Source organism: Streptomyces sp. NPDC102462 (assembly GCF_044765425.1).
GTDB lineage: Bacteria > Actinomycetota > Actinomycetes > Streptomycetales > Streptomycetaceae > Streptomyces.
This window is the reverse complement of sequence record NZ_JBIWKB010000076.1, coordinates 1-14633: the sequence shown is the minus strand read 5'-3', so window position 1 is coordinate 14633 and position 14633 is coordinate 1. Positions and strand designations below refer to the sequence as shown.

General features: G+C 67.1%; 9 protein-coding genes and 2 pseudogenes. 7 read left to right on the top strand and 4 right to left on the bottom strand.

The annotated features are described in order from the left end of the window. Positions 1 to 107: 107 nt before the first annotated feature. Together ACIRFL_RS38685 and ACIRFL_RS38680 are read left to right on the top strand one after the other, a co-directional pair. Positions 108 to 7040 carry a polymorphic toxin-type HINT domain-containing protein gene (locus tag ACIRFL_RS38685; RefSeq protein WP_404038771.1) on the top strand — a complete coding sequence of 2311 codons (6933 nt, stop codon included), beginning with the start codon at positions 108 to 110 and terminating at the stop codon, positions 7038 to 7040. Between the two features lie 16 nt (positions 7041 to 7056). Continuing rightward, on the top strand, positions 7057 to 7497 hold the full coding sequence (locus ACIRFL_RS38680; protein ID WP_404038768.1) for a hypothetical protein: 441 nt from the start codon (positions 7057 to 7059) through the stop codon (positions 7495 to 7497). 79 nt (positions 7498 to 7576) lie between these two features. Here ACIRFL_RS38680 and ACIRFL_RS38675 read toward each other — a convergent pair whose 3' ends face one another. The 3 genes and pseudogenes from ACIRFL_RS38675 to ACIRFL_RS38665 all read right to left on the bottom strand — a co-directional run bounded on the left by ACIRFL_RS38675 (position 7577) and on the right by ACIRFL_RS38665 (position 10789). Beyond that, the gene (locus ACIRFL_RS38675; protein ID WP_404038765.1) at positions 7577 to 8884 is read right to left on the bottom strand and encodes a tyrosine-type recombinase/integrase; all 1308 of its coding nucleotides are present in this window, start codon (positions 8882 to 8884) and stop codon (positions 7577 to 7579) included. Next, complete coding sequence (locus ACIRFL_RS38670) at positions 8884 to 9072, bottom strand: helix-turn-helix domain-containing protein (protein WP_404038762.1); 189 nt, start codon at positions 9070 to 9072, stop codon at positions 8884 to 8886. Before ACIRFL_RS38670 ends, ACIRFL_RS38675 begins: the two co-directional genes overlap by 1 nt. Beyond that, positions 9069 to 10789 (bottom strand): annotated as a pseudogene (locus tag ACIRFL_RS38665) (replication initiator). Before ACIRFL_RS38665 ends, ACIRFL_RS38670 begins: the two are co-directional and overlap by 4 nt. Positions 10790 to 11116: 327 nt before the next feature. Here ACIRFL_RS38665 and ACIRFL_RS38660 point away from each other — a divergent pair. The 5 genes from ACIRFL_RS38660 to ACIRFL_RS38640 all read left to right on the top strand — a co-directional run bounded on the left by ACIRFL_RS38660 (position 11117) and on the right by ACIRFL_RS38640 (position 13621). Continuing rightward, positions 11117 to 11539 (top strand): winged helix-turn-helix domain-containing protein, encoded by a 423-nt coding sequence (locus ACIRFL_RS38660; protein ID WP_404038760.1) that lies wholly within the window; start codon positions 11117 to 11119, stop codon positions 11537 to 11539. A 618-nt stretch (positions 11540 to 12157) separates the two neighbouring features. After that, positions 12158 to 12433, top strand: a complete 276-nt coding sequence (locus ACIRFL_RS38655; protein ID WP_404038757.1) for a hypothetical protein — start codon at positions 12158 to 12160, stop codon at positions 12431 to 12433. Continuing rightward, positions 12430 to 12840 carry a type II toxin-antitoxin system VapC family toxin gene (locus ACIRFL_RS38650; protein ID WP_189897941.1) on the top strand — a complete coding sequence of 137 codons (411 nt, stop codon included), beginning with the start codon at positions 12430 to 12432 and terminating at the stop codon, positions 12838 to 12840. Before ACIRFL_RS38655 ends, ACIRFL_RS38650 begins: the two co-directional genes overlap by 4 nt. Positions 12841 to 13045: 205 nt before the next feature. Next, a complete protein-coding gene (locus ACIRFL_RS38645) occupies positions 13046 to 13348 on the top strand; it encodes a colicin D domain-containing protein (protein ID WP_404038754.1) in 303 nt (100 codons plus the stop codon). Continuing rightward, entirely contained in the window at positions 13349 to 13621 is a 273-nt protein-coding gene (locus ACIRFL_RS38640) for a hypothetical protein (protein WP_388247391.1), read from the top strand. A 103-nt stretch (positions 13622 to 13724) separates the two neighbouring features. Here the strand turns inward: ACIRFL_RS38640 and ACIRFL_RS38635 are convergent. Then, positions 13725 to 14540: pseudogene (locus tag ACIRFL_RS38635) on the bottom strand (tyrosine-type recombinase/integrase); the annotation flags it as partial. Positions 14541 to 14633 lie beyond the last annotated feature (93 nt).

The window sequence follows — 14633 nt, the reverse complement described above, 5'->3', positions numbered from 1 at the left end:
CAGGGGTGTGCCCGGCCCGGAACCCGGCGCAGCCCCCTTCCTTCTCCCCGTCTTATGTCCCGCGTCCACCCCTGGGTGAGCGCCTGTTGATGAGGATCGGATCCAGCATGTACGGCATATCGCGAGCACGCCGCGCTGCCGTCCAGCGGCGAAGAGTCGCGCTGGGCGTCTCGGCAGTCCTGATCGCCACACTGTTGCAGGCGGTGGCCTCCGCGCCCGTCGCTGATGCGGCGGGCAGGGGCCGCCCGGCGGTAACGGACCCGGACAAGCCGGTCACTGCCGGCGCTGCCATCAAGGCCAAGCCCCGCAAGGTCATGAAAGGCCCGCGTACGCCACACGAGGCGCCGAAGGCAGCGTGGCCTGCGACCGGCTCCGCCGTGGTGGCGTTGAAGGAGCAGCAGGCCAGGGCGGGTGATCCGGTGAAGGCCAAGGGGCTGCCACTGGAGCTGACCACCCCCGCGAAGCGGGTGAAGTCCGCCACCGGCGGTCACGTCGAGGCCCGTGTGCTGGGCCAGGACGCGTCCCGGAAGGCAGGCATCGACGGGCTGCTGGTCACTCTTGAGGCCCAGGACCAGGACGCGGCGGGCACGGTAGGGGCCACCGTCGACTACTCGTCCTTCGCGCAGGCATTCGGTGGCTCCTACGCCTCCCGCCTCACCTTGGTCGAGCTGCCCGCCTGCGTACTGACCTCACCTGCCAAGGACACCTGCCGCACCACTGCACCCGTGGCTTCGGACAACGACACCGAGGCACAGACACTCACCGCGTCTGCTGTGTCCGTCAAGCCCGGCAGCCCGACGGTGCTGGCCGTGGTTGCCGACGACTCGGGGAAGACCGGTGACTACAAGGCGACTCCGCTGTCGGCGTCGTCGACCTGGAGCACCAGTCTGAACTCCGGTTCCTTCGGCTGGTCCTACGGCATTCCGGTACCGGCGGTCCCGGGCGGCCTGTCGCCGAGCGTGGGGCTGTCGTACTCCTCCGGAGGGATCGACGGGCGCACCGGCAACAGCAACAACCAGTCCTCGTGGGTCGGTGACGGCTTCGACCTTTCGCCGGGTTTCATCGAGCGCCGCTACAAGCCGTGCGCGGATGACGGGCAGAAAGCGGACAACGGTGTCAGCAAACCGGGCGATCTGTGCTGGGGGTACGACAACGCCTACATCTCGTTCAACGGCAAGAGCGGCGAACTCGTCCCGGTCGGCGATGACGAGTGGCGGCTGAAGGACGATGACGGCACGCGCGTCGCGCGGCTGACGGAGACGGCCCGCGGCAACGGCGACGATGACAATGAGTACTGGCGTGTCACGACCGCGGACGGCACCCGCTACTACTTCGGCTACAACCGGCTGGAAGGCTGGGCGGCGGGCAAGGAAACCACCGACTCCACCTGGACCGTCCCCGTCTACGGCGACGACACCGGCGAGCCCTGCCATGCCGCGACCTTCGCCGATTCCTGGTGCCGGCAGGCGTGGCGGTGGAACCTCGACTACGTCATCGACACGCACGGCGACGCCATCGCCTACTACTACGACAAGGAAGACAACTCCTACGGCCGTAACCTCAAGAAGACAGACGACACCCGCTACACGCGCGGCGGTTACCTCGACCGTATCGAGTACGGCGTGCGATGGGACCAGGTCTACAGCGCCAAGCCGCTGGCCAAGGTCGACTTCACCAGTTCCGAGCGGTGCCTGCCCGACAGCGCGACGGACTGCTCGTCCATCTCCAAGGACGCGTTCTACTGGTACGACACGCCGTGGGACATGAACTGCGATGCGGACACGGACTGTGACGCGAGCTACTCGCCGACGTTCTGGACGCGTAAGCGCCTCACGGGCATCTCCACCCAGGTCCTCAACGCAGGTGCCTACAGCCCGGTCGACTCCTGGAAGCTGACCCACCGCTGGGGCCAGGCGGACGTCGACTACCAGCTGCTCCTCGATTCCGTGCAGCACACCGGCCACACCGCCGCCACCCCGATCACTCCGCCGCCGACTACGTTCGCCTACACCCAGCTGGAGAACCGCCTGGACAAGACCGGCGACGGCTACGCACCCTTCGTCAAGGCACGACTGTCCACGATCAGCGACGAGTACGGCGGCGAGACCGACGTCAACTATTCGGAGCCGGCCTGCAAGGCGGACAGCCTGCCGACACCCGAAACCAACACCACCCGCTGCTTCCCGCAGATGCTGGGCGGCACGGACACCGAAGATCCCGAGCGGCACTGGTTCAACAAGTACGTCGTCACCTCCGTCACCGCCACCGACCGCACCGGCGGTGCCCCGGACGCCGTCACCGCCTACGAGTATCTCGACGGCGGGGCCTGGCACTACGACGATGACGACGGCCTGACCAAGGAGAAGAACAAGACCTGGTCGCAGTGGCGCGGCTACGGCCACGTCCGGGTCAAAACCGGCGGCCAGGGCGGCAGCGCCGCCATGAAAACCCAGCAGGACAGCTACTTCCTGCGCGGTATGGACGGCGACCGCAAGGACTCCTCGGGCGGCACCAAAACCGTCAATGTCACGCTGGGGGCCGGTGAAGGCGACCCGATCGCCGACCACGAGTCCGCGGCCGGTTTCCAGTACCGGACGGAGACCTACTCCGGTCCCGGCGGCAAGGTGCTGGCAAAGACCGTCAACCGGCCCTGGCACTACGAGACCGGCAAGAAGGTGCGGTCCTGGGGCACGGTGACATCCAACTTCACCGGCACCGCGAACACTCAGACGTTCACCTCGCTGGACAACGGCGCGGGCACCGACTGGCGCATCGCCTCCAAGTCCATGAAGTACGACACGGTCGCCGGCCGACTCACCCAGACCGCCGACAACGGCGAGACCGGGGTCGCCGACAACACCTGCACCCGCATCACCTACGCCACCAACACCAGCGCCAACATCCTCACGCTCGCCTCCCGCACGGAGACAGTGGGCGCAGACTGCACGACCACCCCGGACCGGGCCAAGGACGTCCTGTCGGACGTACGCACCGCCTACGACGGCGGCGCCTACAACAGCGCGCCCACGAAGGGCGACACCACCGCAACCGCCACCCTCAGCAAACACAATGGCACCACAGCCACCTACCTGGAGACCGGCACCACCTACGACTCCTACGGCAGGCCGCTGACCGTCACCGACCTGACCGCCGACGTCACCGCCACCGAAGCCGGCACACCCGTCCGCAGTACGCGCACAGACGGCCTGACCAGCACCACGACCTACACCCCGGCCACCGGCTTCCCCACCACCGTCACCACCAAGACCCCACCAGCCCAGGCCACCGACGCCACCACCGCCCAGACCACCACATCCACCCTCGACCCCCTGCGCGGCCAGCCCACAGCGGAGGAGGACACCAACGGCAAGGTCACGGCCTACACCTATGACGCGCTCGGACGCAGCGACAAGATCTGGCTCGCCGACCGCAAGACCGACCAGGCCCCGACCTACGACTTCGACTACTTCATCGAGGACGGCAAACCAGCCACGGTACGCACCCTGACGCTGAACAACAACGGCGGCCAGATCCCGTCCTACACCCTCTACGACGGGCTGCTGCGCGCCCGCCAGACCCAGGACATCGGGCCGGACGGCGGCAGCCTCATCGCCGACACGTTCTACGACGAACGCGGCCAGGTCGCCAAAACCTTCGCCACCTACTACACCGCCAACGCGCCCAGCCGCGTACTGTTCCCGCCCGCCAAGGCCCTGAGCGTAGAGACGCAGACCTGGCACACCTACGACGGCCTGGGCCGGGAAACCGAGTCCAGGAACATCGCCGGCAACGGCGACGGCGGCACAGTCCTGGGCATCACCCAGACCATCTACGGCGGCGACCGCACCACCGTCATCCCACCCCAGGGCGGCACCGCCACCACTACGCTCACCGACGTGCGCGGGCAGACCACCGAACTGCGCCAGCACCACACCCGCAGCGCCAGCGCCGCCTACGACACCACCAGCTACAAGTACGACCTCGCCGGCCATATGACGAAGGTCACCGACCCGGCCGGCAACGCGTGGACCTACGAGTACGACCTGCTCGGCCGTCAGACCAGAACCGTCGACCCGGACACGGGAGCCACCGACACCAGATACGACGACCGCGGCCGCATCACCACCACCACAACCACCACCAAAAACCCCGGCGACACGGTCCTTTACCACGCCTACGACCAACTCGGACGCCAGACCGAACTGCGCGAGAAGAACGCCACCGGCCTGCTGCGCGCCGCATGGACCTACGACACGGTCTCCGGAGCCAAGGGACAGCCGGCCTCCGCCACCCGCTACGTGAACGGCGCGGCCTATATGAGCAAGGTCACACTGTACGACCGGCTCTACCGGCCCCAGCGCACCTCCGTCACGATCCCGGACACCACGGAGAACAAGGGCCTGGCCGGCACCTACCAGGCCGGCACCAGCTACAAGCCCTCCGGCCTGGTCGCCGGTGTCTCCTACTCCGCGGCGGGCTCCCTGCCCGGCGGCGGCTACGCCTACACCTACGACGACACCCTCCGCCCGATCACCCTCCTCGGCGACGGCTTCCAGACAGACGTCACCAGCTACTCACTGACCGGCAAGCCGCTCCAGTACAGCTACCACTCCACCGCGAGCGGAGCGAAGGAAGCCTGGGTCACCAACACCTACGAATGGGGCACCCAGCGCCTGGCCACCTCCCGCGTCGACCGCTACGGCGTCGCGGGCGTCGACCGGCAGAACACCTACGACTATGACCAGACGGGCAACGTCCTGTCCGTCACCGACGTCTCCCGCGCCGGAACCGACAACCAGTGCTTCACCTACGACTACCTGCGCCGTCTGACCGAGGCATGGACCGAAGGCGACACCAGCTGCGAGACAGCCCCACGGGCCGGTTCGCTGGGCACCGTCGCGCCGTACTGGCACTCCTACACCTATGACAAGACCGGCGGCCGCAAGGCCGAAACACTCCATGACATCGCCGGTGACACCAGCAAGGACGTCCAGCGGACCTACACCTACCCGCCGCCCGGCACCGCGCAGCCCCACACCCTGACGGAAGTCAGCCAGAGCGGCCCGACGGGTACCGCCAAGACCACCTACTCCTACGACCTCACCGGCAACACCACCGGCCGGACAATCTCCGGCGACACCCAGGGCCTGGACTGGGACGCCGAAGGCAGACTCGCCAAGGTGGCCCAGCCCGTGCCCAACAAGCCCGACGAGGTCACCGAATACATCTACGACGCGGACGGCAACCGCCTCATCGCCCGCGGCCCGAACGAGACCACCCTTTACATCGGAAACACCGAACTCGTCCTGGCCAAGGGAGCAACGACACCCAAGGCCACCCGCTACATCGACCTCGGCAGCGGAAGCCAGGCCGTTCAGTCGGACGACGGCAAGATCACCATCACCGTCGCCGACCACCTTGGCACCGGCCAACTCGCCATCGGCGTCGCCGACCTGGCACTCTCTCAGCGCCGCACCCTGCCCTTCGGCGGCAACCGGGGCAACAGCACCGGCACCTGGCCAGGCACCAAGGGCTACGTCGGAGGCACCGACGACACCGCCACCACCGGCCTCACCCACCTCGGAGCACGCGAATACGACCCCACCACAGGCCGGTTCATCAGCGTCGACCCGCTCATGGACCTCTCCGACCCACAGTCCATCAATGGCTACGCCTACGCCGACAACAACCCCGTCACCCTCAGTGACCCAGCAGGCACGTGGATCGACGACGGCACCGGCCACAGCGAACCCCACCCCCGTTCCGGAAACCACGGCAGCAACGTCGGAGTTCCCCGCGGCGGCACCGGACCCAGCGGCTGCTACTACACCTGCAGCAAGAACAGCGTCAGCAGTACCGGTCGAACCACCACGACCAAGTCAGAGTTGATGTCCTATCTGCCGCGCCCTGAAAACGGCTGGAACGAAGACCGATTTCGTATCGTCTGGTTCGACATGGGTGGCACCACCCAGTACGGCGGCTACTGGGACGCCCAGGTCGGCGACGGTGACCGGACAGCGATGGCGTGCTTCGGGCGTACTGCATGCCGTAAGGCGTTTTCCTACGTCGCAAACGGCGGCAGCTTCGCCAAGGCAAAGGAAATCGCGGCGACCTATTGCGTCACGCACAGCCATGAGTGCGGCGTGGATGCCGGCGCCTACAAAGCGATGAAAGAAGCAGCAGAACTTGTGCCTATCCTGCTCGCCGGCGAAGCAGCTACGGCGCTGAACAAGATTCGGCAGGGAGCGGGATGCACACATAGTTTTGCCGATGGGACTCAGGTTCTCCTCGCGGACGGGACGCATAAGAACATCGAGGACGTGACAGTCGATGATGTGGTCTTGGCCACGGACCCGGATACCGGAAAGACGGCCACTCATGAGGTCGTCAGAACCATCCTCACCAAGGACGACAAAGACTTCATCGCTCTCACAATAAAGGACAAAAAGAGTGGCGACGTCCACAAGCCACTGATCGCTACGACCACGCACCCGTTCTGGTCCCCGTCGGAGCGACGTTGGCTGGACGCTGGCGACCTACGGCCGGGCATGACACTGCGCACCAGTGACGGACGCCAGGTGGAGGTCGCGACCGTGCGCCACTTCACCAAGCCGCAGATCACTCATGACCTGACCATCGAGGACGTCCACACGTACTATGTACTTGCTGGGCAGACGCCGGTCCTGGTGCATAACAGTGCAGGATGCCTCCCCGCTCTCCGGGACTGGAGCAGTCAGCGATTCCAGTTCGGAAATCAGACCTTCCTGCTCGACAAGAAGGGAATGGAGCACATTCTCACTCGTCATCACCCGAATTATTGGGATGGCTCGGTGAAGTCGACGCAGTCCTTCTTCGATTCGAGCATGAGTATTGATGACGTCCAAGGTGCTATCGGGCAAGTCATGCAACAGAACCGCGAAACGCTGATTCAGCGAGGCAGTCAAGGTATGTATCAGATTCGTGGGAACGCCAACGGCGTCGATTACATACTCGGCATGAATAGAGGCCGAGTGGGCCAGTTCTATCCGGAATCACCATAACCGAAGGGCCTGTGGCGTGGTTGAGATCGAGACGTTCCTGAAGGTAGCGGACGATGGGTTCGTGCAGGTGGAAGCCTGTCGTACCCCGCCGCCCGACCTTGACTACATTGAAGGCGCCATTCGACTGTCCGTTGATGGACTGGAAATCATCGGCACTGAAGAGTGGGACTACGTTGACCAGCTCTGGTGTTATATCGCCGAGATGGCGACGAAAATGCAGTCGTCGGGTTACGCGGAGACATATTTCCCGGATCAACCGATCAAACTTTCTTTTCAGGCTACAGGGTCTCGCGTCTTGGTGACCGCCAAGATTGGCGAAGTCATTAGGACTGGAAATGCTTCATCTGTGGATTTCCTGAAGGCTGTCAAAGCGGCTGGGATGATCTTCTTTAGGAAGATGTCCGAGCTTGCCCCGGCTAATTCGTATGTCGGGGCGCAGCGGGAACTGTCAGTTTGACCAAGCCAGAGGCCCCGCCGGGAATTCTTGAATCCGGCGGGGCCTCTGGGGCTCTTGACGGCAGTAGTTGACGGCAACGTCAACGGACGGGCGCGGCGGAAAGAGGTGGTTGGTCGCCGTCGTCGGGCTCGCTGGTGATCTCGGTGGGGCTGCGGAGGGCGCGCCCGAGGAGATCGATGGCATCGCGTTGGAGGCGGAGCCGGACGTGGGCGTAAACGGTGGCGGTGACGCCGATGTGAGCGTGGCCGAGGAGTTCCTTGATGACGACGAGTTCGACACCCTGTTCCAATAGGAGGGTGGCCGCCGAGTGTCGAAGATCATGGAACCGGATGCGGCGGAGCCTGGCCCGGCGGAGCAGGGTGTTGAAGTGCCGGGTGAGGGTGGCTCCCTCAATCGGGGCTCCGTCGGGTCGGGTGAAGACGTAGCCGCTGTCCTTCCAGCCCGCGCCCGCCGCTTCGCGTTCCTGACGCTGGCGCTTGAGGTGCTGTTCGAGGGAGCGCAGGCATGGCGTGGGCAGGGCGATGCGCCGTTCGGAGCTCTGGGTCTTGGTCGGGAGGGTGGTCAGGCCGGTGCTGTTGGTGCGCTGGAGGGTGCGTCGGATGCTGGCGGTGCCACCGGTGAGGTCGAGGTCTTCCCGGCGCAGGCCGAGGAGTTCGCCCTTGCGGAGCCCGGTGTGAAGAGCGAGTTCGAACAGCGCGGCGAGCCGGTGCCCTCGGGCGGCGGCAAGGAACTGGCGTGCTTCCTCGGTGGTGAGGGGTTCGAAGCGGCGGGGCCGTGGTGTGCCGGTGCGGACGTTGCGGGCGACGTTGCGCGGGATCTCCTCCTCGCGGACGGCGTGCTCCAGGGCGGACTTGAGGACGGAGTGCACGTAGTTCAGGGTCAGGGGCGAGAGCCGCTTGGAGCAGCATTTTCCGGCGGCGCAGCAGAGGGGCTGATCGCGGACCGTATCGAGGCCGCGGGTGCAGCACTGGCAGGTGGTGCGGAGCTGGTTGAGCCAGGTGCGGACGTCCTTGGCGGTCAGCTTGGCGAGCTTCTTCCGTCCAAGGCCGGGGATGAGGTAGAGCCGGGCGACGGCGGTGTAGCGGGTGTGGGTGTTCTCGCGGAGGTAGTGGACGGCGACGTTCTGCAGCCAGTACGTCAGGTACGCGGCCAGGCTGCCCTGCGCGGAGGGGATGGGGAGGCCGCGGTTGCTGGCAGCGATCTTCTCGGTCAGTTTGGCTAGTGCCTCCGTGCGCGAGCTGCCGTAGACGCGGACTCGGCGACGGGTGTTGCCGGGTGCGAGGACGTATCCGGCGGCTTCCCAGCGGCGGTCCTTACGCTGGTAGACGGTTCCGTCGCCGTTGGCGCGCACACGGCGGGAGGCTGGGGTGTCGCGGGGTGTGGTCATCAGGCGGCTTCCTGGTCGAGGCGGGTGTAAATGAAGTCGGTGAGGGCGTGTGCGGGGATGCGGCGGGCGCGGCCGAGGGTGATGGAGGCGAGTTGCCGGGTGCGGATGAGGTAGTAGACGGCGGTGCGGCCGAGTTGGAGGCGTTCCATGACCTGGGGGACGGTGAGGAGTTCGGTGTCGGCGGTCACGCGACGGCCCCCGTCCGGACAGCACTGGTCAGCCGATCAGTGGAGTGACCGACCGGGTGACCGGCGCGGTCACCGGAGCGCTTCGAGCGTCGGGTTCGGGTCGGTTGGTTGGGTTGGGTTTGTCGTGTCGCGGCCAGGAGGCCGGCGAGGTGTTCGAGTTCGGGTAGGAGGCCGGTTCCGGCGTACTGCCAGTGGGAGATGACCAGCGTCGTGTCCGAGTCCACGCGATGACCGGCGATGTTGCGGTGACCGGAGGTCAGGTCAGTGGGGTGTCCGGCGCGGTCACCGACCGGACTGCCGTCCGTCTGGCTGGCCTGCGGCTCAGCCGACGCTGCTGCTGGGGTCTGGGTGCCGGGTCGGCCGACTCGCCAGGTGGTGCGTTCGGCTCGGAGGTGGGCGAGGGTGGTGGAGTAGTGGCGGGTGCGGGTGGAGAAGTGGCCTCGGAAGCCGAGCATGTGGGCCCATTGCCGTAGGCGGAGGTGGGCGTGCTGGCGGTTGGTGGCGAGGTGCCAGGCGGTGTGGATCATGCGGCGGGCGTGGTCGGTGACGTCGTGGGTGGCGAGTTCGGCGAGGAGGCGGAGGCGGTGGTCGAGGGTGCCGGTGGTGGTCTCGGCGTCCTTGGTGGCGTACTTGGCGATGTAGGCGGCGACGTGCCGGTCGGTGACCGGGCCGCCGCCGGTGAAGTCGGTGCCGCGGATCGGGCGGACGTCGATCTGCCGCCCGAACCGGAACACCAACCGCCCTGCCCTATCTGAGTCTTGGGGCGGCGAGGCGGGGAGGTCCCCGGCGGGCTGGGGTTGCTTCGGCGGTTCGCCCTCGTCGTGGACGCGGGTGCGTGTGGCGGCGGCGCGGACGGCGTGGTCGAGGAGCTGGACGGTGGCCCAGGCGGGCGGGGTGCTGGTGGGGCCGGTGGGTCCGTCGAGGCGGATGACGGCGTGGAAGTGGACCTGGCCGCGTTTCTGGTACTCGGCGACCTTCGCGTACGAGAGAGTGGCGTGATCGCGCAGGGCCCGCTGAGTCAGCCCCGCCGCCTTGGCGATCTCCCGACGCAGGTGGGTGGTGAAGCGCGCCCACAGCGCCGGGGCGTGCGCGTTCCACAGCACCGCGCCCCTGTAGTCGTACCGTTCGGGGTCGAGCGGGGTACCCAGCAGTCGGTCATCGTCGGAGTGGACCTGGCCGCAGTGGCAGCGGCCGATGTCGGGCTGGTTGTGGACGGGGCCGAAGCCGGGGGCGGTGAGGGTGGCGAAGACGCGGGGGTGGGCGGCCACGCTGGTGGGGACGGTCTTGCCGCCGCGAAGGCCTGCGGCGATGAGTTGGTAGGTGTCGTAGCGGTAGACGGTGGAGCAGGCGGGGCAGCGGGTGGCGCGGCGGTTGCCGCAGCGGAGCAACAGTTCGCCTGCCGGGAGTTGGCGGAGTCGAGGTGGTTGAGGATCTCGCCGGTCATGCTGTCCAGACGGGTGCGGTGTCCGGTGAGGCGGATCGGGTGCGCGCAGCCGCCGAGGGTGCTGATCTGCCGTGCGAGGGGTGCGAGGTGGCCGGTGGCGGCGAGCTTCGCCAGCCTGGCGGTGAGCCTGGCGCGGCGCTCCAGCGCCGAATGTTGACCGGCGGACGCGTCCGTGGTGCCGTGTGTCGGGGTGGGCGGCGCGGTTGGTGCGGCGAGCCTCCAGGCGGCAGACAGCGTGCTTGCTGGGGGCGGGAGTTGGAGCTGTGCGGGCATGGGTCGATGGCCTTTCGGCGGAAGGCGGAAGGTGAGAGGGGCGGCGCGGGGTGCGTGGGTAGGCCGAAGCGTTCGGCTCACAGGGGAACGGGCGCCTTGTGGGTGGGCGCGGACGCCGGGACCGGCGGGGTCTGGGCGGCGTGGGCGCGGTGGTGATCACCGGCGGGTGCGTGACGTTAACATCACCCCACTGGCGCATTCAAGTGCATCCCTCCTCATTCCTTTCTGTGGGCGGCGGGACGCGGGTAGTGTGTGGTCGGCTTCCCGGTTTGGACGGGCCGGAATTAGCTGATAGTGGGCACGGAAGGCGACGAGGTGGCGGGCGTAATGACGACGCGGCGCGGGCGCAGGCCGGCGGGTGGCGGGGTGCAGTTGACGTTCGAGGTCATCGCCGAGACCCTGCGGGAGCAGATCCACTCCGGGGGGCTGAAGCCGGGCGACGCGCTGCCGACGCAGAACGCGTTGATGCGGGAGTTCGGGGCCTCCAGCCTGACCGTGCAGAAGGCCATGGTCCTGCTGAAGCAGGACGGCTGGGTGGTATCGCGCCCGGGCAAGGGCGCCTTCGTCGCTCACCACGACCAGGTCGACGCGGATGACCTCGATCACCGGGAAGTGACCGCCCCCGCAGGCGGGACGACGGCCCGCGTCGAGGCACTGGAGCAGGCGCTGGCCGAGGCGGTCGAGCAGCTCGCCGAGCTCCGCGCTCGCATCGCAGTTCTGGAAGCGGTCAACGACGAGCCCGGTCGCTGACCTCCCGTTCCGGGTAGGTCAGGGCCTGCGTCCAGATTTTCTCTACGAGGTTCAAGGCGGGCCCCGCCCGTCTGAACCGGCCGAACATCGCCGACCGCCCCACCGTCGGGCGAGCAGCCGACGCTCGTGCCGAGTGCCGGCGGGCGGCCGGTCCCGGGCGTGAGCGGGGCTCAACCAGGTTCCGCTGGGAGCAAGTTGCGGGCGTGGAGTCCTTGCGCGTCGCACAGCAAGTTGTCGCCTGCGACCGTCCTACGGCCGGATCGCAGGCACAGGGCCGACCAGGGGGCCGACCCTTCAGGCGCGTCGCGCAGGCTCACCGAGGGCGGCGGCCGGCATCGCCTCCAGCGGGGAGCGATACCCCCAGCGGCCCACCCTCTCGGCGCCCCCCTCTTCACCCGGCCTCCGCCCTGCCGCACTGGCGGGGACACCGGCATCGCCCCGACGCCCGAGGACCGCCCTCCCCAGCGAACGGGCCGCCGGGGGAAGTACCAGACAGGACACACGCGGGGACACCGAGCAAGTTCCTGGCATTCCTCGGGCGACTACCCGCACGCCAGCGGGGGTGAACCTCTGCCGATACCGCTGTCCGAGGCCGCGGGGCCGTCTTACACTGCTGGCGTGACCGCTGCATACGACTACGAGGACATGCACCACCTGGTGGACCGGCTCACCCCGACCCAGGTGCGACGCCTGCGCCTGCTCGTCACCCAGGATGAGGAACTGTCCCAGGTTGCCCAGTCGCTGCCGGCAGTCGACGCGAACGAGGCCGAGGAGTCGGTCCCGGCCGGGCTGCTGGCACTGATCGGCAGCGTGAACGGCCCAGAGGATCTGGCTGAACGGCACGACGACTACATCCGTGAGCGGATGCGCGACCGCTTCGGCGACTCGGCGTGATCGCCACGGTCCTGGACACCGGACCCCTGGCTGCGGCGTTCAACGCGGCCGACCGGCGTCACCCGGAGTGCGCCTCCCTGCTGACCTCGCTGACCGGCCGCCGTCTGCTGCCCAGCCCGGTCATGACCGAGGTCTGCTGGTTGCTGGAGCGCTGGCCCCAGGTCGAAGCGGCGTTCCTCGCCGAGGTCGCACGGGGAACATTCGAGCTGGTGCACCTCACTCCCACCGACCTGACGCGCATGGGCGAGCTGGTCCTCCAGTACGCCGACTTCCCGCTCGGCGGGGTCGACGCCTCGGTCATCGCGGTGGCCGAGCGCTTCGGCGTGGACCGGGTAGCCACCCTCGACCGGCGGCACTTCAGCGTCGTCAAGCCCGCCCACGTTCCCGCGCTGACACTCCTGCCGTAAGCCCGACCAGCGGTCTATATCTCTGACGGCAGCGCTGACGGCAACAACCACGAACACCAGGGCACAGCCCGGGACGCCAGCGGAGCGCGAAACCGCCGATGACCTGCGAAAACGCAGGTGGGGAGGGGTCGCTTAGCACACGTACTATGTGCTGGCGGGCTCGACGCCGGTCCTGGTTCATAACTCAGGTCCGGGGTGCGGATCCGTGTGGGTCGATTCGAACAGGGTGCCTCATCATTTCAAACATGCTGCCGACTTCGGGATCACTGCGAAGGAGAGCAAGGCGAGCAAGCAGGCATTCGTGAACGCCTTGGAAGGCTTCGTTAAGGATCCAGGGAACGTTCAGATCGCGGGAACGTATCGCGGGACCCCTGCCCGGCACTATGTGGATCTCAATACCGGTCGTCACGTCTCGGTGGACATTGAGTCGGGCGAGATGCTGGGAGCCTGGAAATCGGATGTGACTTCAGACCAGTTCTGGTACCTGACCATGCAAGGGAAGCTGTAAATGGCGACGTTGGAACCCTTCTTGGTGCTTGCGGAGGCTGTATCCGAAGGGCGAATCTCTCCCTCAGAGTTCTCCCTTGTCTGCCTTCCCCTGTACAAGGGGTATGGCGGCCCGTATCCGACAGCCGAGCAGTATGAGGCGGCAACAGATCTCTTCTATGTCGCGCACGACTACGACTCGGCTGGTATCGGTATGCCTGACCTGCTGAACGATGACCAGGTTCGACTGAAGGCGGCTGATATCGCGCGGCGAATGCGGATGCTCCTGCAGTAGCCAGATTCGAACAAGTCGCGTTGGCAGAGGAATGGGTGGGTCCCCCGGCTCGGAGGCCGGGGGACCCACCCATGGTCGTTTGACGGCAACGCTGACGGCAACGTCAGCGGACGATGCCTGCCGAGGGCGGCGGCTCTTCGGGGTCCTCGCCCTCGGCCAACATGCTGCCCAGAGTGTCGATGGCTTGGCGTTGGAGGCGGAGTCGAACGTGGGCGTAGACGCCGGCGGTGACGCCGATGTGGGCGTGGCCGAGGAGTTCCTTGATCACGACGAGGTCGACCCCCTGTTCCAGGAGTAGGGTCGCAGTCGAGTGCCGAAGGTCGTGGAAGCGGATGCGACGGAGTCCGGCCCGTCCGAGGAGGCTGCGGAAGCGGCGGGTGAGGTTGGCCGGGTCGAGAGGCCGTCCTGTGGGTGTGGTGAAGACGAGGCCATTGTCTCTCCAGGCTGACCCTGCGGTCTCGCGCTCCTTGTCCTGCCGTTCCTGGTGCTTCTTGAGGGAGTGGATGCATTCGGTCGGGAGCGCGATACGGCGCTCGGACGCCCGGGTCTTGGTGGGCAGATGTGTGAGGCCGCCGGTGCGGGTGCGTTGGAGCGAGCGGCGGATGCTGGCTGTTCCGGTGGTGAGGTCGAGGTCTTCCCAGTGGAGGCCGAGGAGTTCGCCTTTGCGGAGTCCGGTGCGCAGGGCGAGTTCGTACAGCACGTGGAGCCGGTCGGCGCGGGCCGCGTCGAGGAACTGGCGGGCCTCGGTCGCGGTGAGCGGACGGAAGCGCCTGGGCTGGTGCGTGGTGGTCTTGACGTTGCGGGCGACGTTGCGGGGCAGCTCGTCTTCGCGGACGGCGTGTTCCAGTGCCGACTTGAGCACCGAGTGCACGTAGGTCACGGTCAAGGCGGACAGCCGCTTTTGGCAGCACTCGCCGACCTGCGTTCCGCGTAATTCAGCGTCCTAGAGTCACGAATCTGGGGTCTGACCTGCGCGGACATGGGTGAGGGCGCCTGAGAGGCGTTTCTCTAG

What these genes read in the sequence shown, in the direction of transcription:
- ACIRFL_RS38660 (WP_404038760.1), top strand. Translation starts at nt 11,117, where the DNA reads ATGACGACGCGGCGCGGGCGCAGGCCGGCGGGTGGCGGGGTGCAGTTG.
- ACIRFL_RS38640 (WP_388247391.1), top strand. Translation starts at nt 13,349, where the DNA reads ATGGCGACGTTGGAACCCTTCTTGGTGCTTGCGGAGGCTGTATCCGAA.
- ACIRFL_RS38685 (WP_404038771.1), top strand. Translation starts at nt 108, where the DNA reads ATGTACGGCATATCGCGAGCACGCCGCGCTGCCGTCCAGCGGCGAAGA.
- ACIRFL_RS38675 (WP_404038765.1), bottom strand. Translation starts at nt 8,884, where the DNA reads ATGACCACACCCCGCGACACCCCAGCCTCCCGCCGTGTGCGCGCCAAC.